Genomic DNA, 26,867 nt, shown 5'->3' with positions numbered 1-26,867 from the left:
ATGCAACCGAAAGCTATTGCTCTACGCCTAGAAAATGTCAGCCATGTTTACAGCAAAAAAGCGGCTCTTGAGCAGATTTCTTTTGAACTGGAAAAAGGTACAACCGTTGGGTTAATCGGTCCTGACGGCGTAGGCAAATCCACTCTCTTATCACTCATTGCAGGTGTAAAAATCCTGCAACAGGGAGCTATTACCGTCTTTGGTCAAAATATCGCTAACCACGCTGAGCGTGAAGCTCTTACTCACAAAATCGCCTTTATGCCGCAAGGTTTAGGGAAAAATCTCTATCTTACATTGTCGATTTACGATAATGTAGATTTTCACGCCCGTCTCTTCGGGCTTTCTGCCTTGCAAAGACGAGCTAAAATTCAACGTTTACTTAAAGCGACTGGCTTATTACCCTTTGCTGATCGTCCCGCGGGAAAATTATCGGGCGGAATGAAGCAAAAGCTTAGCTTATGTTGTGCTTTAGTACACAATCCGGATTTACTGATTTTAGATGAACCGACTACCGGAGTTGATCCGCTTTCTCGCCGCCAATTTTGGCAATTAGTGGAAGAATTACGTACCGAATCACCTGAAATGACGGCAATTGTTGCAACCGCTTATATTGATGAAGCTGAAAATTTTGCACAAGTTTTAGCAATGGATAACGGCAAAGTTATTGCCCATAAACCTACTCAACAACTGATTGCAGAAATGCAAGCGAAAAATCTTGAGCAGGCATATATCAAATTATTACCGCCTGAAAAACGAGGAGCGGAAAACGGCATTAAAATTCCGCCATTCCAATATTTGCCGAATGATCCTCCTGCCATTATTGCTAAAAATTTAACCAAAAAATTCGGTAATTTTACTTCTGTAGATAATGTCAGCTTTGAAATTGCCAAAGGTGAAATCTTTGGCTTCCTCGGTTCAAACGGTTGCGGCAAATCCACTACAATGAAAATGCTAACCGGCTTACTAGAGCCAACTGAAGGAGAAGCGACATTATTAGGTCAGCCTATCAATGCCGATGATATTAATACTCGTAAACGAGTAGGCTATATGTCACAAGCCTTTTCGTTGTATGAAGAATTGAGTATCAAAGAAAATCTTGCATTACATGCTAAACTTTATCAACTGCCAAAAGCTGAATGGTCAAACAGAATCCAAGCGGCATTAACGCAATTTGATTTATTAGATACGGCGGAATATACGCCGGCCGATTTACCTCTGGGGATTCGCCAGCGATTACAACTCGCTGCCGCCTGCTTACACAAACCCGAAGTATTGATTTTAGATGAACCTACATCCGGGGTAGATCCTGCCGCTCGCGATATGTTTTGGTCCTATCTGATTAAACTTTCACGTGAAGATCACATCACCATTTTCGTCACCACCCATTTTATGAATGAAGCGACGCGTTGCGATCGGATTTCTCTTATGCACCGAGGCAAAGTTTTAGCGGTTGGTTTGCCTGAAGAGTTACGCCTTGAAAAGCAATCCGCCACATTAGAACAAGCCTTCATTAAATATTTAGAAGAGCAGGCGGACGACATTACAATGCCAGCCGAATCTAAGGAAGTGCAAGAAGCTCCGGAAGAACCGATACAAGCGATCAAATTTTGGCAAAAATTTACCCATTATTTTTCTGTTATTACAACCTTTGCTTTACGAGAAAGTAAAGAACTACTCCGAGATAAAATCCGCTTATCGTTTGCATTACTCGGACCGCTGATTATGCTGTTGGCAATGGGTTCCAGTATTTCCTTTGATATTAATCCGTTAAAAATGGCAGTATTAGATCACGATAATAGTTCGGAAAGCCGTAAATTGATTGAAAGTTTTCGGGGATCACGTTATTTCATTTTGCAAGGGAATTTATATTCGATCGATGAAATTAGTTCCGTCCTACAAGCGGGTAAAGTACGTGTTGTTTTAGAAATTCCGGCGCATTTTGGACGGAATCTACTTCGCCAACAACAACCGGAACTGGGCTTGTTTATTGATGGAGCCTTTCCTTCCACCGCAGAAAATCTAAAAGGTTCGGCCACCAGCATTATCTCACAATATGTGAGAGATATGCAAAAACAAACGGGTTTTAATATCACGCAAAATAATCTGATTGAACCAAGAATGGTCTATAACCAAGATTTCAAAAGTATTTTTGCAATGACACCGGGAATTATTATGTTAGCAATGGTAATGATCCCGACAATGATGACCGCACTAAGTGTGGTGCGTGAAAAAGAGATTGGTTCTATTATGAATCTATACGGTTCGCCGGCTTCGCCTTTTCAGTTTTTACTAGGTAAACAGCTACCTTATATCGTTTTAGCCTTTGTAAGCTATTTAGTGCTGGTGCTAACTGCAATAATAGTATTTGGGGTTCCGATTAAAGGCTCAATTCCGGCAATGTTTTTGGGCGTATTGTTAGGTATTTGTGCCTCTACCAGTTTTGGTTTGCTCGTTTCAAGTTTTGTGAAATCGCAAGTCGCTGCGATCTTTGTGGCAGCAATTGTATCCATGATCCCATCGGTCAATTTTTCCGGTGTAATGTATCCTGTTTCACGGCTGGATGACAGTATTCAACTGGTTTCCAAAATTTTTCCGGGAGCATGGTTTCAACAAATCAGCTTAGGTGGTTTTACTAAAGGATTAAGTTTTGCTCAATTTGAGCAGAGCTATTTAGCTTTAGCCCTAATTTATATCGTTTACCTCACACTTGCCACTTTAGCATTGAAAAAACAGGAAAAGTAATATGTTACGTTGGTTTAAAAATGTGGCATTTCTTTCAGCCAAAGAATTTAAAAGCCTCTTTAGTGATAAAGTCTTGGTGGCTATGATTATCTATATGTTTTCCGCCGCTATATTGACTATCGCCAAGCAAGGTATGACAGATGTCAAAAACGGTTCTGTTGCGATTGTCGATTATGACCACTCTACGCTTTCTTATCGCTTGCAAGATGCTCTGATTCCTCCCTACTTCAAAACCGTTGAAGAGATAAAAGCCGACCAAGTCGAATATCTAATGGATAATGGTAAATTTACGTTTATAGTCGAAATGCCAGCTAATTTTCAACGCGACATCTCAAGCGGTAAATTACCACACTTACAGCTTTTAGTAGATGCCACCGCAATGACACAGGCAAATATCGGTTCTTCCTATATTACTCAGATTTTTAACCGAGAAATTCAGCAATTTCTTGGCATCAGTAGGTTACAAGCCCCCATAAATGTGGTTGCTAATGTTTTATATAACCCCAACCATTCAAGCGAATGGTTTATGGGAACGGTACAAATTGTCGGTAATTTAACACTTTTAACCCTGCTTTTAGCCGGCTCAGCAGTGATTCGAGAGCGGGAACGAGGTACGCTAGAACATTTATTGGTAATGCCCGTGCGTGCAAGTGAAATTATGACGGCTAAAATCCTTGCCAATGGTTTGGTATTATTAGTAACTGCCAGCCTTTCTTTAAAAATCGTAGTAGCAGGCATATTAGGTACTCCACTAGTAAATCAGCAAATTGCTATTTTCATCTTAGGAGCAGCAATTTTTCTATTTTCCATTGCCTCATTAGGTATCTTACTCGCTGTTTTTGCGCCGACAATGCCGCAATTCGGACTGCTCTGTATGCCGATTTACTTAGTTCTCTATTTATTATCAGGCTCAATGTCGCCACTGGAAAATATGCCTCAGCTTGCACAAAAGCTAACCCAACTTTCTCCCGTCACCATGCTTGGTGCTTACGCTCAAGACGTGCTATTTCGCGGTGCGGGTCTTGATATGGTGTGGCACTATTTAGCTAAAATGGCAATGGTAGGAACTCTCTTTTTAAGCTTTGCCCTCTATCAATTTAAATCAATGCTCTCCAAACAAGGATAACGATATAGGAACAACTATGAAGATTGAAAAATATGCTACTTTTACAATTTTTTGCTTAATTTTGACCGCTTGCCAAACCCAAGATGCAGTAAAATTGCAATCTACTATTGAATTGCCTACACAATTCGAATACGTCAATACGACTAATAAGATGCCAGATATCCGCCAATGGTGGCAAAACTGGCAAAATCCGCAACTCACCGCATTAATTGAACAAGGACTGCAACAAAATTTAGATATTAAACTTGCTCAAGCTCGCCTTGCCGAAGCACAATCTTATGTAGGCTATAGACAAGCCGACCAAGGCATTAATATTGGTGCGGGCGGTTCAACAGGTGCCGGCGTTAGTGATATAAATTTAGATAGAATTAATCCCGACCGTAAAAAAATATCCGATATTTATGGCGGTATTAATTTATCTTGGGAACTTGATTTCTTCGGTAAAAAACAAAGTGAAACGGATAAAGCAACCTCACTTGCATTGGCACAACAAGAACAAATTTATGCAGCTCAAATGCTGATTACCGGTGAAATTGCCAACAACTATTTTCGTGTAATTGCCACCGAAAAGCAGAATAATAATCTCACGCAACAACTTACTGCCCTGCAATTACTTAAACGTTATATCCAAGGACGATTTAGCGCAGGTCAAGCCACTGCTTATGAACTGAATGAAATTGACGGACAAATCAGTGCAATACAAGCCAAACAAGCGACATTATCCGCACAAGCGGACGAATTTCAGCGAAATATCGCTATTTTAATCGGTAAAGCTCCACAAGGTTTCCGTTTACAGAAAAAACGTAATGCTTTAATTAAAATACCGAATATGCCAAGTGGTACACAACCTAGTAGCTTGCTCGATCATCGTCCGGATTTACGTGCAGCAAAGCAACAAGTGCAAGCACAAGTGGCGAATTTAGCCAGCAAACAAGCGGATCTTTACCCCCGTTTTGATATTACTTTTCAAGGTCAAGGCGGCTATTTAAAACTAGATCAAGACTTAGGTAATATATCGTCTTTAGCCGGATTGGCAACTCTTGGGGTAAAATTGCCTATTTTTACCAATGGTAGAATCGCCGCTAATATTAAAGCCGCAGAAGCAAGTTTAAAAGCCGCTTTAATTCAATATGACAAAACGCTTTTAGCCGCTTTAGCCGAAGTGGATTCCGCCTATCAACAACAATATGCGTTAAACAATCAAAATCACTTCTTACAAAAGTATTACCAACAAGCCAATAAGCAAGCGGTTGATTCGGAAAAGTTATTTAAATATGGAGATAAAACGTTAGATGTGGTACTTCGTACTAAAATTGCTGCATATAGTGCACAAGAAAAGTTGATTCAATCGCAACTCTCACAAGCACAAAATTTGATTCGCTTATATAAATCGATTGGGGGTGGTTGGTAGAATCTATAACATTTCGAACGGAGCAATAAATACAAAACAAAAAAGAGATCCGAAGATCTCTTTTTTATGTCGCTAGATTAGCTATTTAGTGCTCTTAAAATGTCATCCACACGCTCTTTCGCATCACCAAATAACATTTGCGTATTTTCTTTGAAGAATAGTGGGTTTTGTACGCCTGCATAACCAACCGCCATTGAGCGTTTAAATACGATAACGTTTTGTGCTTTCCACACTTCTAATACCGGCATACCTGCGATTGGACTTGACGGATCATCTAATGCCGCTGGGTTTACCGTGTCATTTGCACCGATAACCAATACGACATCGGTTTCTTCGAAATCATCATTGATTTCGTCCATTTCAAGCACCACATCGTAAGGCACTTTCGCCTCCGCAAGTAATACGTTCATATGACCCGGTAAACGGCCCGCAACAGGGTGAATACCAAAACGCACATTAACGCCTTTCTCACGTAATTTGGCAGTAATTTCTGCAACCGGATATTGTGCTTGTGCTACCGCCATACCATATCCCGGAGTGATAATCACAGAACTTGCATTTTTCAGCATTTCCGCGACTTCTTCTGCGGTTGTTTCACGGTGTTCACCTTGTTCTTCATCACCTGAACTTGCTTTAACTTCTGTTCCGAAGCCGCCTGCAATCACACTGATAAATGAGCGGTTCATCGCTTTACACATAATGTAAGAAAGAATCGCACCTGATGACCCCACTAACGCACCGGTTACAATTAATAAGTCATTGCTTAACATGAAACCGGCTGCCGCTGCCGCCCAACCTGAATATGAGTTCAGCATTGAAACCACTACTGGCATATCCGCACCACCGATAGATGATACTAAGTGCCAGCCGAATACTAATGCGATTGCAGTCATAATCAACACAGGGAAAATATTGTGCGGATTATTTAAGAATACCACCATTAACAATGCTGAAACGATTAATGCTGCTAAGTTCCATTTGTGTTTATGCGGAATATTTAATGCAGTCGAAGACACTTTACGACCGAATAATTTACCGCTTAATTTACCGAATGCCACTAATGAACCTGAGAAGGTTACCGCACCGATAAAGATACCAAGGAACACTTCAACATTATGAATATTAGCCAGCGTTGCTTGTTCTGCGTGGAATGCTGCTAATGCGACTTCATCTAAATTTGCTGGCGGAATCGCATCAACGTGCAAACCGTAGCTGTTAAAACCGACTAATACCGCAGCTAAACCTACAAAGCTGTGCAGAATCGCCACTAATTCCGGCATTTCCGTCATTTCAACTTTTAACGCTTTTTTGACACCGATAAAGCCACCGATTGCCATCGCGATTAAAATCCAAAGCGTACCCTGTGATTGCGGACCAAAGATAGTTGCCACTAACGCAATCACCATACCGACAATACCGTACCAACAACCTGCTTTTGCCGTTTCGTGTTTAGAAAGTCCAGCTAAACTCATAATAAAGAGAATTGCAGCAATAATATATGCAGCTGTTACAAATCCAAAAGACATGAGTTTCTCCTTAACCTTTTCTAAACATTGCAAGCATACGTTGCGTGACTTTGAAACCACCAAAGATATTAATGCTTGCCACTAAAATCGCAATAAACGCAAGAATATCCACGAAGAAATTACCGGTCGGCTGCGCAATTTGTAATACCGCACCCACAATGATAATGCCCGAAACCGCATTGGTTACCGCCATTAACGGCGTATGTAATGCGTGGCTGACGTTCCAAACCACATAATAACCCACCACACAGGCTAAGACGAATACGGTGAAGTGTGATAAGAATGCCGCCGGCGCTACAGACGCTAACCATAAGAATAACGCCCCGGCACCTGCCATTATGCCGTATTTAATACGTGGATCGGTCGGTTTTTCTTCTTTTTTCTCAACCGGTGCCGCAGCCGCTTGTTTTTGCGGTTGAGCCGAAACTTGAATCGGTGGTGCTGGCCAAGTTAATTCGCCGTCACGAACTACGGTTACGCCACGTAATACCACATCTTCAAAATTGATATCGATTTGACCGTCTTTATTCGGTGCAAGTAACTTGAGTAAGTTAACTAAGTTTGTACCGTAAAGTTGTGAAGATTGCGTTGGTAAACGTGCTGGGAAATCCATATAACCAATCACTTTTACTTGATTCTCGGTGACAACAACTTCGCCTGCTTTAGTGTAATCGCAGTTACCGCCGGTTGCCGCCGCTAAATCGACAATCACTGAGCCCGGTTTCATTGAATCAACCATTTCTTTAGTGATTAAACGAGGTGCTGCTTTACCCGGAATCGCTGCTGTAGTGATAATAATATCGACTTCTTTTGCTTGTTCAGCATAAAGTTCCATTGCACGACGGTTAAACTCTTCTGACATTACTTTCGCATAACCGTCACCTGAGCCGCCTTCTTCTTCAAAATTGATTTCTAAGAAGTCAGCGCCCATAGATTTAACTTGTTCTTTTACTTCCGGACGAGAGTCAAACGCACGAACAATCGCACCTAAGCTGTTTGCCGCACCGATTGCCGCTAAACCGGCAACACCCGCACCGATAACCAACACTTTCGCAGGCGGTACTTTACCTGCCGCAGTAATTTGACCGGTAAAGAAGCTACCAAACGCATTTGCCGCTTCAATAACCGCACGATAGCCGGAAATATTTGCCATTGAACTCAATGCATCAAGCGCTTGCGCACGCGAAATACGAGGCACCGCATCCATTGCTAATACATTGATTTTCTTAGCTTGCAATTTTTCCATTAATTGTGGATTTTGCGCAGGCCAAATGAAACTCACTAGCGTTGCGCCTTCTTTAATAAGGGCAATTTCAGCATCGGTTGGCGCATTCACTTTAAAAATAATATCTGAATTCCAAACCTCTTGTTGCGTGCCAACAGCCGCACCTGCGTTTACAAATGCGTTGTCCTCAAAACTCGCTTTAAAACCTGCATCGTGTTCAACGAGCACATCAAAGCCGAGCTTTTTGATCTGTTCAACGGTTTTTGGCGTTGCCGCCACACGTGTTTCACCGTCTAACAGCTCTCTTGGTACACCAATAAGCATAAAGACTCCTGTATGGTTGATGTTTATATATTGTGCTAAAAATAGCCTATTTCGAAAAAATAAGACTAGGCGTAATGTACCATTAAATAAGTAGAATTTGTAAAAAAATTACGCCTCATAAATCAATTAATTGCAAATTCTCAGTTTGCGACAAATCTGCTAAAATCTAGCATAACAAAAATGTAATAAATAGAACCAGAATGAATAGCTTAGACCAAATTCAAATTATCCTGATCGAAACTTCCCTCCCCGCCAATATTGGCTCTGCCGCTCGTGCGATGAAAACCATGGGGCTAACAAATTTACGTTTAGTTGCTCCGCTTAACCCGATTGACGAACAAGCTCAAGCTCTCGCTGCCGGTGCAAAAGATGTGTTGGATAACGCCCAAATTTTCCACTCGTTTGAACAAGCGGTTGCAGATTGCCAATTAGTAATCGGCACCAGTGCTCGATTACGTCATCTACAAAATACTCTTATTGAGCCGAGAGATTGCGGTAAATTAGCGGTTGAACGTGCCGAAAGAGGTAAAGTGGCGATTGTATTTGGTCGGGAACGAGTCGGATTAACTAACGAAGAATTACTAAAATGCCATTATCATTTAAATTTTCCGACCAATCCTGACTATGGTTCGTTAAATTTAGCAATGGCAGTACAGCTGGCAAGTTACGAAATACGAATGGCGTGGTTGGAATTGCAAAAAAATCCGCAAATTCGACCGCTTGTTGAGGAAAAAGATTATCCGAATACTGAAGCTTTGGAATATTTCTTTAATCATACTGAGCGACTTTATAAACAATTAGGCTTTATTCGCAATGATGCGGTAATGCTCAAGCTCCGTCGCTTATACCAACGAGCAGAACTTGAAACTAACGAGTTGAATTTATTAAGAGGAATGTTGACTTCCGTTGAGAAGCAAATAGAAAAATAAAAAAAGCTCCAAAATATCTTTATCAATCTTTTGGAGCATTTTCTTATTGTCTTGCCATTCTTAAGTTTTGCGGAACAGACTCAAAATTTGAACGGAACGGATTAATATCCAAACCGCCTCGGCGGGTATAACGTGCATACACCGTCAGTTTTTCCGGTTGTGCAAATTGCATAAGGTCGGTAAAAATACGTTCTACGCATTGCTCGTGGAACTCGTTATGTTCACGGAATGACACTAAATAGCGTAATAATTTTTCTCGATTTAATTTTTTACCGACATAGTGAATTTGTACACTGCCCCAATCCGGCTGTGAGGTAATCAAACAGTTTGATTTCAACAAATGGCTAACCAAGGTTTCTTCAACTATCTCACCTTCTGCCACGCATGCTAAATGTTCGTTAGAAAATTCGTAACTGTCAAGTTGAATATCCTGCTCATCAATGCACTCACCGGCAAAATCTACAATCGGTTGCTGGGTGTAGGTAGATAATTTGTAAACTTTTACCGAAACTTGACCGCTTGCACATTGACTTAAATCTTTCACCAATGTTTGTTCCACTTGTTCCAGTGAGGCAAATTTAGTTTGGTTAAAGCTGTTTAAATAAAGTTTAAAACTTTTTGACTCGATTAAATTTTCACTGCGAAAGTCAATCGCCACATCGGCAATCGCCACTTGCGGTAAACCGTTTTCGTTTAACCAAGACAATTCATAACAGGTCCAAACATCCGCACCACGATCAAACGGTTGTTGCTCGGTAATCCCCAAACCGTCACGGTTTAATTTACGGGGAACAGGTTGCAAAAGCGTAGGATCATATTCGCTTTTATATTCGGTTTTTTGCCCTAATTTCAGGGCAGATAATGATTTATCGTTGTAATTCATCTTTTTAAACTTTTGATTCTATAAAATAATTAATACATTGAAGTGATTACTTAATATAACGGACTAAATCCACTAAGCTGTCTAATACCAAATCGGCTTTCGCTTCGCCTTCTGCGGTAACGGGTTTACCGGTACGCACCAACACTTTGGTTTTCACGCCGGCAGCTTCAGCGGCTAACAGATCTTCCAATTTGTCGCCAACCATATACGATTGTGCTGGATCAATATTTAAATCGGCAATCGCTTGAGTAAACATTCCAGCTTTCGGTTTGCGACAATCGCAGTCTTCTTTATATTCGCCTTTGCCTTCCGGGTGATGCGGACAATAGTAGATACCGTCTAACACAACCCCGTAATCTTCATCCAGCGACCAATCCATCCATTCCGTTAATTGATTAAATTGCTCTTCACTGAAATAGCCGCGCGCAATACCGGATTGATTGGTGACCAATACCAATAGATAACCTTTATCTTGTAGCTGCTTTAACGCCTTGCCGACACCCTCAATAAATTGAAAATCGTCAATTTGATGTACATAACCGTGATCAATATTGATCGTACCGTCACGATCTAAAAATATCGCTTTATTCGCCATCATTTCGTTCCTTTTACAAAATCGACCACCATTTGATGATGCTCACCGGTTTTGAATTTATCGAATATCTGTTCGATCACGCCCTGTTCATTCACTAAAAAACTGATGCGGTGAATGCCGTCATAGGTTCTGCCCATAAATTTTTTCTCACCCCACACACCGAATGCTTCGGCAACTTGGTGATCCGCATCAGACAATAGCGTGAAATTCAGTGCTTTTTTCTCGACAAATTGCGCTAATTTTTTCGGTAAGTCCGGGCTAATACCTAACACCACTACATTTAATTCCTCTAATTCCGACTTACTGTCACGCAAACCGCAAGCTTGTGTGGTACAGCCTGGGGTTAAGGCTTTCGGATAAAAATAAACCAGCACTTTTTTACCAACAAATTGGCTAAGCGAAACCGGTTGTTCGTGCTGATCTAACAAAGTAAATTGAGGCGCTTTATCGCCTGCTTTAAGTGTATTCATTGCAAAAATTCCTAAAAAAAGACCGCTTGTATTCTACTACAAGCGGTCAAATCTTTGAATTTTTTTGCAAAAGCTATTCCAAAAATCCTTCCAATAATTCATTTAAAAACAGCTTACCGTGCTGGGTAATTTGCCAATGTTCTTCGGTTTCCGTGATGTAATTTTTACTTAATGCCCAATCCATAGTAGATCGCACAATTTCACGATCTAGTCCCGTATAAAACTCAAATTCTTGTTTCGGAGTCGCTTCCAATAAGCGGAAACGATTCATAAAAAATTCAAACGGACGATCATCAAGCTCAATCAAATCTTGGCTATAGCGATATTCGCCTCGCATATAGCCCTTCGGATGCTTGATTTTGCTGAAGCGGTAAATTTCGCCGGTCGGATAACTAATCTTACCGTGCGCCCCACAACCAATCGCCAAATAGTCGCCAAAACGCCAATAATTGAGGTTATGGCGACATTGATAACCTTTTTTCGCATACGCCGAGGTTTCATACTGCTCATAGCCGGCGGCGGTGAGTAACTGATGACCTTGCTCGAAAATATCCCATAATTCGTCATCGTCCGGTAAAGTCGGTTGGCGATAATAAAACATCGTGTTCGGCTCAATGGTTAATTGATACCACGATAAATGTGGTGGTGCGAGCGCAATCCCCTGTCGTAAATCGTCCAGTGCTTGTGCCACCGATTGATTCGGTAAACCGTGCATTAAATCAATATTAAAACTTTGCAAACCGGATTTTGCAGAATTTTGTGCAAAAATGACCGCTTGTTTCGCTTCATTTGAATCATGAATTCGCCCAAGTTTGAGCAGTTTTTCCGGCTCGAAACTTTGGATCCCCATTGAAATACGTGTTACACCGCCCTGTGCATAGCCGAGAAAACGTTCCGCTTCTGCCGTACCGGGATTTGCCTCTAGGGTAATTTCGATATGCTCTTCAAACGGAATACGCTTTTCGACTTCTGCCAACAGATAAGCAATCCCCTCTGCCGAAAACAGACTTGGTGTGCCGCCGCCAATAAAAATCGAATGAATTTTGCGATCACCGATTGCCGCCTGATAAGCGGTCAAATCTTGCGACAAATCTGCAAGTAAATGTTGAATATATTCCGCTTCCGGAATCACACCTTTCTGCGCATGTGAATTGAAATCGCAGTACGGACATTTTTGTACGCACCACGGAATATGGATATAAAGACTTAATGGAGGAAGGGCTAAATTCACGTTCTAACTACTATCATTAAATAAAAATGATGATAACGAAAACTCTTCACGCTGAAAAGCAAAGTTTTCTGTGAGAGAGATCACAAATCTAATATTCTTACCTTTACCGTCGGAACTAAACTGTTATGATTAATTTAATCCATTTTTACAAGTAAATTTGATAAATTCACTTCACAAAAATTTGTAAAAAAGAATTTCCGTGATCGTTCGGAGAAAAGTTTTACCGAATAATTTAATTATCCTATTACTAACGAGGTGTTTTATGGCTTCTCATTTTGATTATAGTGAATCTCGCCGCCATTTTATGAAACTCATGGCTAGAGTTGGAGCCGGTTTTGCGTTTTCCGGTACATTAGGCACTTTTTCAAATAGCGCTTTTGCTGCTACAGGTAAAAGTATTGAAGCGGGAATCGCTTATCCGATTTCTACCGGATTCGATCCTCTCACATCAAGTGGTGCATCATCATTAGCGGCTAACTTACATATTTTCGAAGGCTTAGTGGATTTACATCCGGCAACTCGCCAGCCTTATTTAGCTTTAGCGGCAAAAGAACCTGAACAAAAAGATGAGGTAACTTATCATATTACTTTACGTGAAGGTGCAACTTTCCACGATGGTAAACCAGTCACCACCGAAGATGTAGTTTACTCTTTCGAGCGTGTGTTAGATCCGGCTAAAGCCTCTCTGTTCGCCCAATTTATTCCGTTTATCACTTCGGTAAAAGCGCTTGACGATAATGTGGTTGAATTCAAATTAAAATATCCGTTTGCTTTATTTAAAGAACGTTTAACCATTGTCAAAATCGTACCGAAACATATCGTAGAAGCCGGTCAATCTGCATTTGATGCCAAACCTATCGGCTCAGGCCCTTATAAATTTGTTTCCGCAACCAAAGACGATCGCATTGTTTTTGAAGCCAATACCGCTTATAACGGTATTTATCCGGCTAAAGTAGATAAAATGACATGGTTCTTATTATCAGACGATGCTGCTCGTGTGACCGCACAAGAATCCGGACGCGTACAAGCAATTGAATCCGTCCCATATCTTGATGCTGAACGTTTAAAACGCAAAGGCAAAGTGGAATCGGTGCAATCATTCGGATTACTGTTCTTAATGTTTAACTGTGAAAAAGCACCGTTTGATAATCCGAAAGTACGCCAAGCGTTACATTATGGCTTAGATACACAAAAATTAATCGATATTGTGTTCTTAGGTAATGCGAAAGCGGCAAGTTCTTATGTCCAAGACACCCATCCTGATTATGTAAAAGCCGCCAGCCAATATGATTTTGATAAAGCGAAAGCCGAAGCGCTTCTAGCTGAAGCCGGTATAACATCATTAACCTTCGAATTACTGGCAACCGACCACGCTTGGGTGAAAGAATGCGCGCCACTTATTCTTGAGTCTTGGAACGCATTAAAAGGCGTAAAAGTTAGTTTGAAACACCTACAATCCGGTGCGCTTTATGGTGCTCATGTGGATAAAGGTGCATTTGAAGTGGTTATTGCACCGGGCGATCCGTCTGTGTTTGGTAACGACTTAGATTTATTACTCAGCTGGTGGTACCGTGGTGATGTTTGGCCGAAACGCCGTTTCCGTTGGGCGAATACACCGGAATATGCCGAAGTGCAAAAATTACTTGATGAAGCTGTCCGCGCTAAAACGCCACTTGATGCAAAAGCCGCATGGGAAAAAGCAATCAATATTATTGCACAACAAGTGCCGCTTTACCCGATTGTACACCGTAAATTACCGACCGCATGGAGCGATAAATCTCTCACCGGTTTCCAACCGTTACCGACCACGGGCTTATCATTCCTTGGCGTAGAACGTAAATAACACTGACTTATTGCGGCAACGGATGTTGCCGCCTTCCTCTTAGATTTAAGCGATTGGTAAAAAAATGCTTAAATTTAACCGCTTGTACCCTTTCTAATAAAAACGGAGAATAAAATGGAAATTGTACTTCGCCTTTTACTGCGCCGTTTAATGGCATTGCCTATCATGATTTTAGGTGTTACCGCCTTAGTTTTTTTAGTCTTACAATTCACACCCGGTGATCCTGCCACAGTTGCCTTAGGTGAAAGTGCAACCGAAGCTGCCAAAGAGATCTATCGAGAACAACACGGTTTAAATGATCCGGTGATTGTTCAATATTTCCGTTTTCTCGGGAATTTGTTAGTACTGGATTTCGGTATGACTACGCCACCGGAACAGCCGATTATTGATATGATTGCCAAAGCATTTCCGCTCACGCTACAGCTCACTTTTATCGGGGTATTTTTAGCGGCAATCGTCTCTTTTTCTTTAGGTATTCTTGCCGCACTTTATCGTGATCGTTGGATAGACCAAGTAATTCGCCTAGTTTCGGTTGCTGCGGTTGCCACACCGTCTTTCTGGCTTGGTATCTTATTGATTCAATACTTTTCTTTAAAACTGGATTGGTTACCGTCCGGCGGTTTTGTATCGTTCAGTGAGGATCCGAACGAATATTTCCGTTCGATGATTTTACCGTCACTTGCGCTTGCCGTGCCGGTTTGTGCTTCATTAATTCGAGTCGTGCGTACCACGATGGTGGAAGAAATGGATAAAGATTACGTGCGTACCGCAATTGGTAACGGTGTGCCTTACTCGACCGTGATTCGTCACAATGTCTTACGAAACGCATTAATCACTCCGGTGACCGTACTTGGTTTACGAGTTGGCTATTTACTCGGCGGTGCGGTAGTGATTGAACAAATCTTCGATCTTCCAGGTATGGGTAAACTTATCTTTAACGGTATCGTGAACCACGACTTACACTTAGTGCAAGGAGTGGTGCTTACTATCGCCTTTACCTTCGTATTAGTTAATATCATTGTTGATATTCTCTATTTACTCATCAATCCAAAAATTCGGAGTCTATAATGTTTCGTCAAGGATTTGCCGCTCGACTAGCTAACGGTGGCGCTAGATTTAGAGCATTATCAACCAGTTCAAAAATTGCATTGATTTTCATTTTATTTGTGGCTTGCATTGCGATTTTAGCCCCGATTGTTGCCCCGTATGATCCATTACAAACCCTTCGACCAGTACAAGCACCAAGCGGTGACTATCTATTCGGTACCGATCGTTTAGGGCGTGATATTTTCTCCCGTATGGTTTGGGGGGCGAGAACTTCACTCTTTATCGGTTTAGGCGCGGTAGGTGTCGCCATCTTGTTTGGTGGGATTTTAGGTGCAACCGCCGCAACCGCAGACAAATTCGGTAACGAAGTGATCATGCGTTTAATGGATATTTTAATGGCATTCCCGGGTATTGCGCTTGCCGCAGTATTACTTGCGACCTTTGGTAACTCTGTTCCGGTGATTATCATTACGATAGCGGTCGTTTATACGCCGCAACTTGCAAGGGTGGTACGTGCGAATGTCATATCCCAATGGGAAGAAGATTACGTGCGTGCCGAACGCGTGTTAGGCGGCAGCCGTACTTATATTTTAGTTAAACACGTTGTACGTAATACTGCCGCCCCGGTGTTAGTGTTTGCCACAGTAATGGTGGCGGATGCGATCGTATTTGAAGCTTCACTTTCATTCTTAGGTGCCGGCGTACAACCGCCGTTCCCGTCTTGGGGCAATATTTTATCGGAAGGACGTAACCTTGTTTTAAGTGGCTTCTGGTGGGCGACAACTTTTGCCGGTATTATGATTCTACTCACAGTATTAGCTCTCAATATCTTAGCGGAAGGTTTAACCGATGCGTTAGTTAACCCAAAACTAAAAAGCTCACCAAAAACCAAAGAAGATGTCGCAAAACCGCTTTCAACCGATGTACAAGAAGCAATGGCGGAAACGCTCGCACTAAAACGTTATTTGCTGAAGCTACATGAAAAAGAAACAACTCGCACCGATCGCATGCAATTAAATCCGAATGCGAAACCGATTTTACAAGTGAAAAATTTATCAATTCGCTTCCCAAATCGTTACGGTGAAATTCCGCTGGTTGATAACATCAGCTTTACCGTACATGAAGACGAAACCATGGGCTTAGTCGGTGAATCTGGTTGCGGTAAATCAATTACCGCCTTCTCTATCATGGGGCTATTGCCAAAAACTGCTCAAATTACCGGTGAAATATTATTTACCGATCGTAGCGGTAAACAGCACGATTTACTAAAATCGGAACAGCTCAATGCGTTAAGAGGTCACGAAATTTCAATGATTTACCAAGATGCGTTAAGTGCGCTTAACCCGTCTATGCGAATCAAAGACCAAATGGCACAGCTGATTAGCCGGGGTGGAAAACAAAGCGCAGAAACCTTATTACAATGGGTAAAACTCGATCCGGAAAAAACACTTAACCGTTATCCGCACGAGCTTTCAGGCGGACAGCGCCAACGTGTATTGATTGCAATGGCGCTCGCTCGTGAGCCTAAATTATTAATCGCCGATGAACCGACCACTGCGCTCGATGTTGTAGTACAAGCCGAAGTGATCAAACTCTTAAATGAATTACGTGAAAAACTCGGTTTTGCGATGGTGTTCGTCAGCCACGATCTCGCACTCGTTGCACAAATGGCACACCACATCACGGTCATGTATGCCGGTCAAGTGGTTGAAGCCGCACCGACTACACCGCTTTTAGCCAATCCGACTCACGAATATACCCGTGGATTACTTGGCTCGGTTCTTTCAACCGAATTACGTGCCGAACGCTTATATCAAATTCCGGGTAGCGTACCGTCACCATTCGACTTTGCGAAAAGTGACCGTTTCGCCAGCCGTTCATTACGTCCGGAAGCGGATCCGGAGCAACATTTACAACTGGTTGCCACCGATGATCACCCGCAACATTTTTGGGCATCACATTTAGCAACACAAGAAAAACGCGTGGAGAGATAAAACATGAGTATGAAAGTGTTAAAAGAACAACCGATTCTTGAATTATCCGATATTGTGATGCAATTTGCTTCTCGAGACGGGACTTTGTTTAATCCGAAAAAATTCACGGCGGTAGATAATGTCAGTTTATCGATCTATGCCGGGGAAACGGTCGGATTAGTCGGTCAATCTGGCTGCGGTAAATCAACCTTAGCCAGTATTATGATCGGTTTGCAAAAACCGACTTCCGGCACGGTCAAATTTAACGGCTTACAAATGAAATACGGCAGCACCGAGGCCCGTAAACAGTTTGGTCGCCAAGTTTCGGTAATTTTCCAAGATCCGGCAACTGCTCTCAATCCTCGTATGCGTGTATTGGATATTTTAAAAGATCCGATGGATATTCATAACGTATTGCAACCGCAGGAACGGGAAAAACGGGTTTACGAATTACTTTCCCGAGTCGGTTTACCTCGTTCCGCTGCTTTAGTCGAGCCGACACGTTTATCCGGCGGTCAAAAACAACGAGTTGCCATCGCCAGAGCTTTAGCACTCAGCCCGAAACTGATTGTTGCCGATGAACCGACCTCTGCACTTGACGTATCGGTGCGGGCACAAGTATTAAATTTACTTGCTGATCTAAAAAAAGAGCTGAACCTTGCAATGGTGTTTATCTCACACGATTTACAAACCGTACATCAAGTTTCGGATCGCATTGTGGTAATGAACGGCGGCAAAGTGGTGGAAACTGGCAGTTCAAGCGAAGTATTCAATTCACCGAAAGAGGAATACACTCGTACGCTGATTAATGCTGCACCGTCATTATTGTAATTTATGCTACATTCAGGGCAGGTTTATTCTGCCCTTTTATCTATATCCATTATGCAATCAATTCAAATTACTCAAACGATTTATACTGATTTACTTATTGTCGGTTCAGGTATCGCTGGGCTTGCGGCGGCAGTCGAAGCGGAACGACTTGGGCTGAAAACGACGTTAATCAGCAAAACGCCTATTGGTTCAGGCGCAAGTTTCTTTCCGTTAAAAGCCACACTGGGCATTCAAGTGACCGGTGAAAATGACTCGGAAAAATTCCGACTGGATATTGAACGTGTCGGCAAAAACAGAACTAATCCGAAAGTAGTCAAAGCCTATATTGAAAATTCACCCCAAGCGATTGAATTACTTGAACAAATCGGCTTTAAACCTTGGCTACGCAAAGACAATCGCCCAGCCTGTTTCGCCGAGTATCCCCGCCCTATTTATCTAATCAATCATTGGCGGGAAGCTGCTCAACGGGCGAAACAAATTCTTGATAGCCAATCCACTAAAGTTTATGAACAAGCAACATTACTGCATATTGTTACCGAACAAAATCAAGTGCAAGGTGTGGCGTTTAGCCTAAATACAAGCGGTCAAATTTGCTATATTTTTTGCAAAACCAGCCAAATCATTTTAGCAAGTGGCGGCATTGCCAGCTTGTATAAAGACAATCTTTATCCGGCGTATATTATCGGCTCAACGCATTCCATCGCTCACCAAGCCGGTGCAAAATTGACCAATCTCGCCTTTATTCAATTTATCCCCTCGTTTGTCGAACCGAAATACAAAGTGTTATTTGGCGAACATACGCTGAAATACGTCACAAAAATCACCGATGAAAATGGGCAAGATCTGTTTTCTCATCTGACTCAAATACAATTTCAACAAATGATGTTAGCCCGTAGCCATTATGCGCCGTTTAGTGTGGATTTCACTTGTGTCGAATTTGATTTGGTGATGATGAAGCATTTATTGGCTAACCCGCAGCAAAAAGGCATTTACCTGCACTATAGCCCTGAGCTTTATCAAGATAAGCAAGAGTTTTATACGGTTTATCTTAACTGGTTACGTCAAGAAGTGGGGATAGATTTGGTTAAAGATAAAATTGCGATTACGCCATTTGCACATAGCTGTAACGGCGGAGTTGAAATTGATGAGTACGGTGAATCTTGTGTCGCCGGGCTGTTTGCGATTGGAGAAATCGCCCATTGTATTGAGGGAGCAAACCGCTTAGGTGGTAATTCGGTCGGCGGTGGGTTGGTATTCGCCACACGGGCGGTGGCGCAAGCGGTCAAAAATTTGCAAAAAATCTCCAAAATTCAACCGCTTGTACCTACGGAAACCTATCGTTTACTCGCAGAGAAAGCACTTAATCGGTTAAACAACCCCACAGGAGATAATGCACTGCTTGCCAGCGAGCTACTCAAACAAATTCGTGAACAAATGGCCCGTTTTGCTAATGTGTATCGCACCAAAGCAAACTTGACCTTATTGCAGAATGAGTTGCAACAGCTTGAACAGCGCTTTAATCCGATTACTCATCATCAGCAACAAGGCATCGAAATCTTTTATGCGCTAAAAACCGCACAGCTTGTGGTTTTGCAAATGCTAAAAGAACCGAATAGTTTAGGCGCACATTACTTAGCCGATGAGCAGTAAAATAAAGGGCAAGATAACAATCTTGCCCTTCTGACAATCCATTTAGCGATTATTTGCCCCAAACTTCTTCACTGATTTCACGAATAAAGTTCAGTTTTGCCCATTGCTGTTCTTCCGTCAGAATATTACCTTCTTCAGTTGATGCAAAGCCACATTGTGGACTTAGACAAAGCTGATTAATGTCCACATATTGTGCCGCTTCTTGGATACGCGCAATCACTTCATCACGATTTTCTAATTCGCCGTTTTTTGAAGTAATTAAACCTAAAACCACTTGCTGATCTTTGATAAAGCGTAACTGTTTGAAATCGCCCGAACGATCAGAATCGTACTCTAAGAAGAAACCGTCAATGCGGCATGTGCCAAATAAGGTTTCCGCCACCGGCTCATAACCGCCTGCCGAGAACCAGGTTGAACGGAAGTTACCACGGCAAATATGCATCGTAATTGCAATATCATCCGCCGGTTTTGCATCAATGATTTTATTAACCATATATACATAATATTTGGCAATTTGGTCTAAATCTAAACCACGTGCTTTATAGGCTGCACGTTTGTCCTCGGCACAAAATTCACCCCAGCTAGTATCATCTAATTGTAAATTGCGGCAACCTAATTTATAGAACACGTTCATCGCTTTAATATACGCATCGGCAATATCGTCTAACAATAGCTGGTTGTTATTTTCATAACGTGCAATCGGCTGATAATCTTCCGCACGTACATTGGTAATCAAATGTAACATTGAAGGTGATGGGATAGTAAATTTCACTTCCGTCTCACCGGCAATTTTTTGTAACGAACGGAAATGTTCTACAAACGGGTGCGATTCCGAAAAATCCACTTTATCAACAATTTTAATCGTTTTCGGGCGTACGCTGTGGTGTTTAAATTGTACCGAGAACTTCTCTGCGTCCACTTCCTGAATACCGTCTAATGCGGCTAAAAAATCCATATGCCAGAACGTACGGCGAAATTCGCCGTCAGTTACCGCGTGTAATCCTACTGCTTTTTGATGTTCAACTAATTTTGCAATTTCCGTATCTTCTACTTGAGTTAAATCCGCACAGGAAATATCACCGCAAGAACATTGCTGACGAGCTTGTTTAATCGAATCCGTACGTAAGAAACTACCGACAATATCAAAACGGTAAGGTGCAGAAGTACGTTGCGTTGCCGTAGGGAATAATTGAGACATTGTGTTTCCTTGTAATCATTAAAATATAAATTTCACTGAATTCTAACAAATTTTATTTTTTAATCATCTGAAAAAATTTTGAAATCATCATGAATAATATTCACATTAAGCTTAATGTGTCGTGACCTAACAAGCGGTCAAATTTGCATAAAAATTTGCAAATCGTCCTTTGATTATTCCACTAATGTGACGGAATAAAACGTAGTGTAGCCAAACGGGCTTTGCACAAAGCCTTGCACACGCTTGCTGACCGGCACATAGTTAATTGCATGAGCAATCGGAATTATCAGTGTATTTTGTTGGAAAATTTCGACCGCTTGTTGATACAACTACGTACGTTCAGCGGTATTTTGCGTTTGTACCGCTTTGTGTAAAAAAGTCCTCATTCAAACTCATTTCGCGAACATAGAATATTTTTAGATGAATTTGAAATAACAAAACCCTCATTCTTATAACCAAATCACTATATTCCTCACAAGTTTGTAAATTTACTATTTTTCACCATTTTGGGATAAAAAATAAAAAACGCATCAAACCCTATATAACCGATATAATTTAGAATCATTCACTAAATAATTAAAAAATAATCACATAACTCTCTACCTAAAAATAAAGTTTTAGCCAGATCACAAAATTGACATTTTTTACTTGTTTCTTATATCCAGAAGATTATGATCCAACAAAATTTTTATAATTCTGTAAATAGGAGAGTTTTATGGCTACGCCATCTAATCGTTTTTCCCTCACTTGGGTACTAAATCTTTTTGGCACAGCTGTTGGTGCAGGAGTTTTATTTTTACCGATCAACGCTGGTATGAGCGGTTTTTACCCATTAATTATCATGACCTTATTGGTTGGGCCAATGACTTACCTCGCACACCGAGGACTTGCTCGTTTTGTACTTTCTTCAAGTAAACCGGGAAGTGATATTACCAATGTAGTTCGTGAGCATTTTGGAGAAAATGCCGGCAAATTTATTACCTTGCTTTACTTCTTTGCAATCTTCCCGATTCTATTAATTTATGGCGTGGGTATCACCAATACAGTCGGCTCATTTATTGAAAACCAATTACATATGACTGTACCGCCTCGTGCATTACTATCCGGTGTATTAATTGCGGTAATGATTAGCGTGATGCTGCTTAGCGAACAAGCGATGTTAAAAATCACCACTTACTTAGTTTACCCATTAGTATTAATCCTATTCGGTTTATCTATTTACTTGATTCCGGAATGGAACGGTGCGGCATTACAACAAATGCCAAGCACAGGTGATTTCTTAACGACATTATGGTTAACGATTCCGGTATTAGTGTTTGCCTTTAACCATTCACCGGCAATTTCATCATTTGCGCTTTCACAGCAAAAACACTATCAAGATCCGCAAAAAACTGAAGTTGAATCAAGCAAAGTATTACGTTCAACCGCAATGATCTTAGTGTTATTCGTTATGTTCTTCGTTTTCAGTTGTGTATTAACACTAACACCTGAAGAATTAGCACAAGCAAAAGCACAAAATATTTCAATTTTATCTTACCTAGCAAATAAATTCGATAACCCGATTATTTCTTACTTTGGACCTTTCGTAGCATTCTTAGCTATCGGTAGCTCTTTCTTTGGTCACTATTTAGGCGCACGTGAAGGTTTAGAAGGTTTAGTGAATCAGTTACGTGATAAACCAATTGAATCAGCAAGATTCAAAAAAATCACTGCGGTTGTTTTCTTTATCACGTTATGGATTGTCGCAACAATCAACCCAAGTATTCTTGGTTTCATTGAAAGCTTAGGCGGTCCGATTATTGCAATGATTCTGTTTATTATGCCAGTGTATGCAATTTATACCGTACCGACATTAGCTAAATATAAAGGTAGCATCAGCAATATTTTTATTGCGGTAATGGGTACAATCGCTATTTCAGCAATAGTGTACGGATTACTATAATCTCTGTATAATTCGCCCTTTCGAATTTTAAGGCAACAAACCTGATTTTCTCTATGCGTTTGTTGCCTCCCTCTTTTTAACATTGTGTTGTGATTTTATGATTAGTGTATTTGATATTTTTAAAGTGGGTATCGGCCCTTCAAGCTCCCATACTGTAGGCCCAATGAAAGCGGCTAAACAATTTATTGATGAATTGTTGGCTCGCAAACTTTTGGCCAAAACCGACCGCTTGCAAGCCGATATTTATGGTTCTCTAGCCCTTACAGGTCGAGGTCATAGTACCGATATTGCGGTGGTAATAGGCTTAATGGGTTATTTACCCGATAATGTGGATATTGAACGAATTGAAACGGTTATCGAACAAGTGAAGCAAGAAAGCAAATTAGTTGTTGCTGAAGCTGTATCTGAAATGGCAAAAACCATCACATTCGATTTCTATAAAGATATGCCTTTTCATTACGATTTCTTACCTCGTCATGAAAATGGAATGATTTTAAAAGCCTTCGAAGGTGAAACATTATTATTCGAGAAAACTTTCTATTCTATCGGTGGCGGTTTTATCGTTGATGATGAGAACTTTGATAGCCAAGCCAACGATACTGTAGCTGTGCCGTTCCCTTATAAAAATGCAGAAGACTTACTCAAGCACTGTAAAGAACAAGGTTTACCGCTTTCGAGTTTAGTGTGGAAAAACGAAGCGGCCCTACGTCCGAAGCAAGAAATCTCAGATTATCTTGCAAAAATTTGGAAAACGATGGAAGACTGTATCCAACACGGTTTACACACGGAAGGTTTATTACCCGGTCCATTAAAAGTAGTACGCCGCGCGCCATCTTTACGCAGAACATTAGAAGCAACCGGCAAATTTAATACTGACCCAATGCAAATTATTGACTGGGTAAATATGTTTGCGCTTGCGGTGAATGAAGAAAATGCGGCAGGCGGACGTGTTGTCACTGCACCGACTAACGGTGCTTGCGGTATTGTGCCGGCAGTATTAGCTTACTATCAGCAATTTATCGCACCGCTTAATCAAGAAACGATTGAGCGCTATTTATTAGCTTGTAGCGTTGTCGGTACACTGTACAAAATGAATGCGTCTATTTCCGGTGCGGAAGTGGGTTGCCAGGGCGAAGTTGGCGTAGCTTGTTCGATGGCAGCTGCCGGTTTAACCGAAATTATGGGCGGAAGTCCGGATCAGGTTTGTATCGCTGCCGAAATCGCAATGGAACACAACCTCGGCTTAACCTGTGACCCTGTTGGCGGACAAGTACAAGTTCCTTGTATCGAACGTAATGCGATTGCTTCGGTTAAGGCGATCAACGCTAGTCGTATGGCTTTACGCTTAACATCGCAGCCTCGCGTAACTTTAGATAAAGTGATCGAAACGATGTATGAAACCGGTAAAGATATGAACGCTAAATACCGTGAAACTTCAACCGGCGGTTTAGCGATTAAAATTTTACCTTGCGATTAAGCATTGTATTTGACAACAAGTGATTAACCACTTATGATTTGAAGAACTGAGCGGTTCAACCGCTCAGTTGAGTTATTTCTTATTAGTAGGCTGGGGAGCTCAAGACTAACAAGAAAATAACTAGGATAATGTATTTAAACATTTGGTTATCCTCTTCAAAGTTGGTGGGATTAAAGGTCGCCACCAGCTCGTTTTAGCTTTATTGCTAAAACACGTAAATTATAGTAAAGACTGTATGTTTTTACAACCAACAAAAAAACCTCGAATAATGATATTCGAGGTTTTGTTTTTTTAACTATTCTACTTTTGAGCCTTTCAACAATTTTCGTATCCAAGTACGATTTGGGCTAAGTGCATGCCAAATATCTTCGCTAATTGGTAACGGCTCATGACAAATCAGGCTCGCTAACAGCTCGCCTAATAACGGTGCAGTAGTTAAACCTCGAGAAGCTAGGCCGTTCACCAGATATAAATTTGCAAAATTTTCCGCATTTTCGACCGCTTGTTTACGGCGTAGTTGATTATACAAATTCTGATATTGTACTTTTTGAGCGCTAAAATTCGGCATTTGTCCAACCATCGGCACACGATCTCGCAGTGCTGCTCTCACCCCTTGTTTAGCTAAATTTTGTGAAAGATCGATATTGTTCGTCCAATCACAAGCGGTCAAATTTTGCTGAAGTTTTGCGACATTCTCGTGATGTTCTTCCGGTGAAAAATGTGTTTCGGCATTATCACGCACATGGCTGGCACCGATACAATGGGTATTCGCTTTAGAAGCAGGTGTTAAATAACCGTCATAACACACCACACATTTTAGTTGCTGCAAAGCCGGTGTGGTCGGAATCTGGCTGACTTGCCCACGTACCGGATACAGCGGAATCCCCTGAGCTTGCTGAAATTGCGTAAGTGTATGCCCGTTTGCCAACACTAAAATCTGATGACCAAACGTTTCGCCATTGTGTTGCCACTGCCACTTCCCTTCACTAAATTGCGGATCTTTCACGTCGTGATTTAGCACAATCTGTAATCCTTTCGTTTGTAAATAAGCAAACGTACCTTGTACAAACTGTATCGGCGATAACCAACCGCTTTGTGGCATAAATGCACCGCCATTCGGCACTTTAAGCCCGATTTTTTCGCTTAACTCAGCCGCATTACATAGCCTAAACAAACTTTCATCATCAGTTTGCCGAGCCATTTTTTCCAATTTTTTCACCGTCTTATCGTTATAGGCATATAACACCACACCGGTTAAGGCGTGTTCAAACTCAACAAGCGGTTCAATTTGTGCCAAACGTTGCAACGCATAATCGAAACAATGCACATAAAAACGGATATTACGTTCGTCATCGTCACTGAGTTGCGGGTAAATCGCGCCTTGCAAATTTCCGGAAGCATTTTGTGCTAGCGCACTGTCTTTGCAATAAAGCGTGACTTTTTTTCCTCTTTCAAGCAGTGATAATGCAACAAACAAGCTGGCTACACCACCACCGACAATCGCAATATCGTCTGCTTCTGTTTGCGGCTTGCTATAAAAATACGGGTAATTTACCAGTGCCGTTTCGCTTTGTTGCGGTTTTTCACCCCACAGCATTTCTCGTTTTTTGCCAAAACCTTTACGTTTTTTGACCTCAAATCCGACCGCTTGTAAGCCCTTTCTTACTGCACTTGCAGCAGTAAAGGTCGCAAAACTACCGCCATTTTTCGTTAAACGGAACATTTGGCGATAAAGCGTTTTATTCCACATTTCCGGATTTTTATCCGGTGAAAAACCGTCTAAAAACCACGCATCAATTCGATTGCTATATAAATCGCCTAATTGCGGTAAGTTCTCCAACATATCGCCGAACCATACATCAAGATAGATTTGCTCGAAATGATAACGCTGACAACCGGCTTGGCGAGGTTGCCAACAAGCAGTCATTTTCTGCGAAAGTTTTGCAAATTGCGGGTAATTTTTATGAATGGTCGCTAATTGCTCGGAAGTAAGAGGAAATTTTTCAAACGAAATAAAATATAAACGTTTGAGTTTGCTATTGGGGAACTCACTTAAAAACTGCTGAAATTTATCGGCAACTGCTAAAAAATTAAGCCCGGTACCAAAACCGGTTTCGGCAATCACAAAAGATTCACTCGTATGAGTTTGCCATTTTTGCCAAAGCTGGTTACCTTCTTGGAAAACATAATAACTTTCTTCAAGACCGTCTTGGGTGGAGAAGTAAATATCGTCAAATTGTTCGGAAACGGGGGTATTATTTGAATTGAAAGAAAGAGATGCAAAAGTGAGTTTGTTCATAACATTTACCACAAAATAAACAGAAAGCACGGAAGTTACTGATAATATTCTGTGCTTTCCGTGCTTTTCTGCAGTAACAGATTAGAAGATGTTGTAAGCGAAAACTACGATCATACCTAATGCTGCTACAACAGTCATCATTGAA

General features: G+C 41.3%; 19 protein-coding genes and 1 pseudogene. 11 read left to right on the top strand and 9 right to left on the bottom strand.

The window, feature by feature from the left end; genetic code table 11:
* From rbbA to C228_RS0106590, 3 genes are read left to right on the top strand one after another with little or no spacing between them, the layout of a single operon-like run.
* A complete protein-coding gene (rbbA, locus tag C228_RS0106600; protein ID WP_018651880.1) occupies positions 1-2,742 on the top strand; it encodes a ribosome-associated ATPase/putative transporter RbbA in 2,742 nt (913 codons plus the stop codon).
* Position 2,743: 1 nt separating this feature from the next.
* Positions 2,744-3,868: an ABC transporter permease gene (locus C228_RS0106595; RefSeq protein WP_018651879.1), complete on the top strand. Its 1,125-nt coding sequence runs from the start codon at positions 2,744-2,746 to the stop codon at positions 3,866-3,868.
* A 16-nt stretch (positions 3,869-3,884) separates the two neighbouring features.
* Entirely contained in the window at positions 3,885-5,279 is a 1,395-nt protein-coding gene (locus C228_RS0106590) for an efflux transporter outer membrane subunit (RefSeq protein ID WP_018651878.1), read from the top strand.
* 77 nt (positions 5,280-5,356) lie between these two features.
* Here the strand turns inward: C228_RS0106590 and pntB are convergent, their stop codons facing one another.
* Together pntB and pntA are read right to left on the bottom strand one after the other, a co-directional pair.
* Entirely contained in the window at positions 5,357-6,805 is a 1,449-nt protein-coding gene (pntB, locus tag C228_RS0106585; RefSeq protein ID WP_018651877.1) for a Re/Si-specific NAD(P)(+) transhydrogenase subunit beta, read from the bottom strand.
* Between the two features lie 10 nt (positions 6,806-6,815).
* On the bottom strand, positions 6,816-8,354 hold the full coding sequence (gene pntA, locus C228_RS0106580; protein WP_018651876.1) for a Re/Si-specific NAD(P)(+) transhydrogenase subunit alpha: 1,539 nt from the start codon (positions 8,352-8,354) through the stop codon (positions 6,816-6,818).
* A 200-nt stretch (positions 8,355-8,554) separates the two neighbouring features.
* On the opposite strand from pntA, the gene trmJ reads away from it, so the two are divergent.
* Positions 8,555-9,283 (top strand): tRNA (cytosine(32)/uridine(32)-2'-O)-methyltransferase TrmJ, encoded by a 729-nt coding sequence (gene trmJ, locus C228_RS0106575; protein ID WP_018651875.1) that lies wholly within the window; start codon positions 8,555-8,557, stop codon positions 9,281-9,283.
* A 43-nt stretch (positions 9,284-9,326) separates the two neighbouring features.
* Here the strand turns inward: trmJ and queF are convergent, their stop codons facing one another.
* The 4 genes from queF to hemW form a co-directional block, all read right to left on the bottom strand.
* On the bottom strand, positions 9,327-10,166 hold the full coding sequence (gene queF / locus C228_RS0106570) for an NADPH-dependent 7-cyano-7-deazaguanine reductase QueF (protein WP_018651874.1): 840 nt from the start codon (positions 10,164-10,166) through the stop codon (positions 9,327-9,329).
* A 46-nt stretch (positions 10,167-10,212) separates the two neighbouring features.
* The gene (gene gmhB / locus C228_RS0106565) at positions 10,213-10,761 is read right to left on the bottom strand and encodes a D-glycero-beta-D-manno-heptose 1,7-bisphosphate 7-phosphatase (protein ID WP_018651873.1); all 549 of its coding nucleotides are present in this window, start codon (positions 10,759-10,761) and stop codon (positions 10,213-10,215) included.
* The gene (gene bcp / locus C228_RS0106560; protein ID WP_018651872.1) at positions 10,761-11,231 is read right to left on the bottom strand and encodes a thioredoxin-dependent thiol peroxidase; all 471 of its coding nucleotides are present in this window, start codon (positions 11,229-11,231) and stop codon (positions 10,761-10,763) included. The genes gmhB and bcp overlap by 1 nt, the downstream gene beginning before the upstream one ends.
* A gap of 73 nt (positions 11,232-11,304) precedes the next feature.
* Positions 11,305-12,462: a radical SAM family heme chaperone HemW gene (gene hemW / locus C228_RS0106555; protein WP_026313226.1), complete on the bottom strand. Its 1,158-nt coding sequence runs from the start codon at positions 12,460-12,462 to the stop codon at positions 11,305-11,307.
* 262 nt (positions 12,463-12,724) lie between these two features.
* Here hemW and C228_RS0106550 point away from each other — a divergent pair, with 262 nt between their 5' ends.
* From C228_RS0106550 to C228_RS0106530, 5 genes are all read left to right on the top strand, one after another.
* On the top strand, positions 12,725-14,305 hold the full coding sequence (locus tag C228_RS0106550; RefSeq protein ID WP_018651870.1) for an ABC transporter substrate-binding protein: 1,581 nt from the start codon (positions 12,725-12,727) through the stop codon (positions 14,303-14,305).
* Positions 14,306-14,419: 114 nt separating this feature from the next.
* A complete protein-coding gene (locus tag C228_RS0106545) occupies positions 14,420-15,373 on the top strand; it encodes an ABC transporter permease (protein ID WP_018651869.1) in 954 nt (317 codons plus the stop codon).
* On the top strand, positions 15,373-17,346 hold the full coding sequence (locus tag C228_RS0106540; protein WP_018651868.1) for a dipeptide/oligopeptide/nickel ABC transporter permease/ATP-binding protein: 1,974 nt from the start codon (positions 15,373-15,375) through the stop codon (positions 17,344-17,346). The genes C228_RS0106545 and C228_RS0106540 overlap by 1 nt, the downstream gene beginning before the upstream one ends.
* A gap of 3 nt (positions 17,347-17,349) precedes the next feature.
* Positions 17,350-18,156 carry an ABC transporter ATP-binding protein gene (locus C228_RS0106535; protein WP_018651867.1) on the top strand — a complete coding sequence of 269 codons (807 nt, stop codon included), beginning with the start codon at positions 17,350-17,352 and terminating at the stop codon, positions 18,154-18,156.
* Positions 18,157-18,207: 51 nt separating this feature from the next.
* Positions 18,208-19,806 carry an FAD-dependent oxidoreductase gene (locus C228_RS0106530; protein ID WP_018651866.1) on the top strand — a complete coding sequence of 533 codons (1,599 nt, stop codon included), beginning with the start codon at positions 18,208-18,210 and terminating at the stop codon, positions 19,804-19,806.
* Between the two features lie 49 nt (positions 19,807-19,855).
* On the opposite strand, the gene C228_RS0106525 is transcribed toward C228_RS0106530, so the two are convergent.
* Entirely contained in the window at positions 19,856-21,004 is a 1,149-nt protein-coding gene (locus tag C228_RS0106525) for a 5-methyltetrahydropteroyltriglutamate--homocysteine S-methyltransferase (protein WP_018651865.1), read from the bottom strand.
* A gap of 173 nt (positions 21,005-21,177) precedes the next feature.
* Positions 21,178-21,378: pseudogene (locus C228_RS14105) on the bottom strand (ABC transporter substrate-binding protein); the annotation flags it as partial.
* Positions 21,379-21,719: 341 nt separating this feature from the next.
* Here C228_RS14105 and C228_RS0106515 point away from each other — a divergent pair.
* Together C228_RS0106515 and C228_RS0106510 are read left to right on the top strand one after the other, a co-directional pair.
* Complete coding sequence (locus tag C228_RS0106515; protein WP_018651863.1) at positions 21,720-22,946, top strand: serine/threonine transporter; 1,227 nt, start codon at positions 21,720-21,722, stop codon at positions 22,944-22,946.
* Between the two features lie 97 nt (positions 22,947-23,043).
* Positions 23,044-24,423, top strand: coding sequence for an L-serine ammonia-lyase (locus C228_RS0106510; protein WP_018651862.1), 1,380 nt, complete (start codon positions 23,044-23,046; stop codon positions 24,421-24,423).
* A 295-nt stretch (positions 24,424-24,718) separates the two neighbouring features.
* Here the strand turns inward: C228_RS0106510 and mnmC are convergent, their stop codons facing one another.
* Positions 24,719-26,722 (bottom strand): bifunctional tRNA (5-methylaminomethyl-2-thiouridine)(34)-methyltransferase MnmC2/FAD-dependent 5-carboxymethylaminomethyl-2-thiouridine(34) oxidoreductase MnmC1, encoded by a 2,004-nt coding sequence (gene mnmC, locus C228_RS0106505; protein WP_018651861.1) that lies wholly within the window; start codon positions 26,720-26,722, stop codon positions 24,719-24,721.
* Positions 26,723-26,867: the final 145 nt, after the last annotated feature.

The organism is Actinobacillus capsulatus DSM 19761 (assembly GCF_000374285.1).
GTDB lineage: Bacteria > Pseudomonadota > Gammaproteobacteria > Enterobacterales > Pasteurellaceae > Actinobacillus > Actinobacillus capsulatus.
The sequence above is the reverse complement of the archived record's forward strand: the minus strand, read 5'-3'. Positions and strand labels throughout refer to the sequence as shown.

Bases quoted from the DNA above. Each gene is read 5' to 3' on its own strand.
- pntB (WP_018651877.1), bottom strand. From the start codon at position 6,805: ATGTCTTTTGGATTTGTAACAGCTGCATATATTATTGCTGCAATTCTC.
- C228_RS0106550 (WP_018651870.1), top strand. From the start codon at position 12,725: ATGGCTTCTCATTTTGATTATAGTGAATCTCGCCGCCATTTTATGAAA.
- gmhB (WP_018651873.1), bottom strand. From the start codon at position 10,761: ATGGCGAATAAAGCGATATTTTTAGATCGTGACGGTACGATCAATATT.
- C228_RS0106525 (WP_018651865.1), bottom strand. From the start codon at position 21,004: ATGTCTCAATTATTCCCTACGGCAACGCAACGTACTTCTGCACCTTAC.
- mnmC (WP_018651861.1), bottom strand. From the start codon at position 26,722: ATGAACAAACTCACTTTTGCATCTCTTTCTTTCAATTCAAATAATACC.
- C228_RS0106590 (WP_018651878.1), top strand. From the start codon at position 3,885: ATGAAGATTGAAAAATATGCTACTTTTACAATTTTTTGCTTAATTTTG.
- C228_RS0106510 (WP_018651862.1), top strand. From the start codon at position 23,044: ATGATTAGTGTATTTGATATTTTTAAAGTGGGTATCGGCCCTTCAAGC.
- rbbA (WP_018651880.1), top strand. From the start codon at position 1: ATGCAACCGAAAGCTATTGCTCTACGCCTAGAAAATGTCAGCCATGTT.
- queF (WP_018651874.1), bottom strand. From the start codon at position 10,166: ATGAATTACAACGATAAATCATTATCTGCCCTGAAATTAGGGCAAAAA.
- C228_RS0106535 (WP_018651867.1), top strand. From the start codon at position 17,350: ATGAGTATGAAAGTGTTAAAAGAACAACCGATTCTTGAATTATCCGAT.
- C228_RS0106515 (WP_018651863.1), top strand. From the start codon at position 21,720: ATGGCTACGCCATCTAATCGTTTTTCCCTCACTTGGGTACTAAATCTT.
- C228_RS0106595 (WP_018651879.1), top strand. From the start codon at position 2,744: ATGTTACGTTGGTTTAAAAATGTGGCATTTCTTTCAGCCAAAGAATTT.
- C228_RS0106545 (WP_018651869.1), top strand. From the start codon at position 14,420: ATGGAAATTGTACTTCGCCTTTTACTGCGCCGTTTAATGGCATTGCCT.
- trmJ (WP_018651875.1), top strand. From the start codon at position 8,555: ATGAATAGCTTAGACCAAATTCAAATTATCCTGATCGAAACTTCCCTC.
- C228_RS0106540 (WP_018651868.1), top strand. From the start codon at position 15,373: ATGTTTCGTCAAGGATTTGCCGCTCGACTAGCTAACGGTGGCGCTAGA.
- C228_RS0106530 (WP_018651866.1), top strand. From the start codon at position 18,208: ATGCAATCAATTCAAATTACTCAAACGATTTATACTGATTTACTTATT.
- bcp (WP_018651872.1), bottom strand. From the start codon at position 11,231: ATGAATACACTTAAAGCAGGCGATAAAGCGCCTCAATTTACTTTGTTA.
- pntA (WP_018651876.1), bottom strand. From the start codon at position 8,354: ATGCTTATTGGTGTACCAAGAGAGCTGTTAGACGGTGAAACACGTGTG.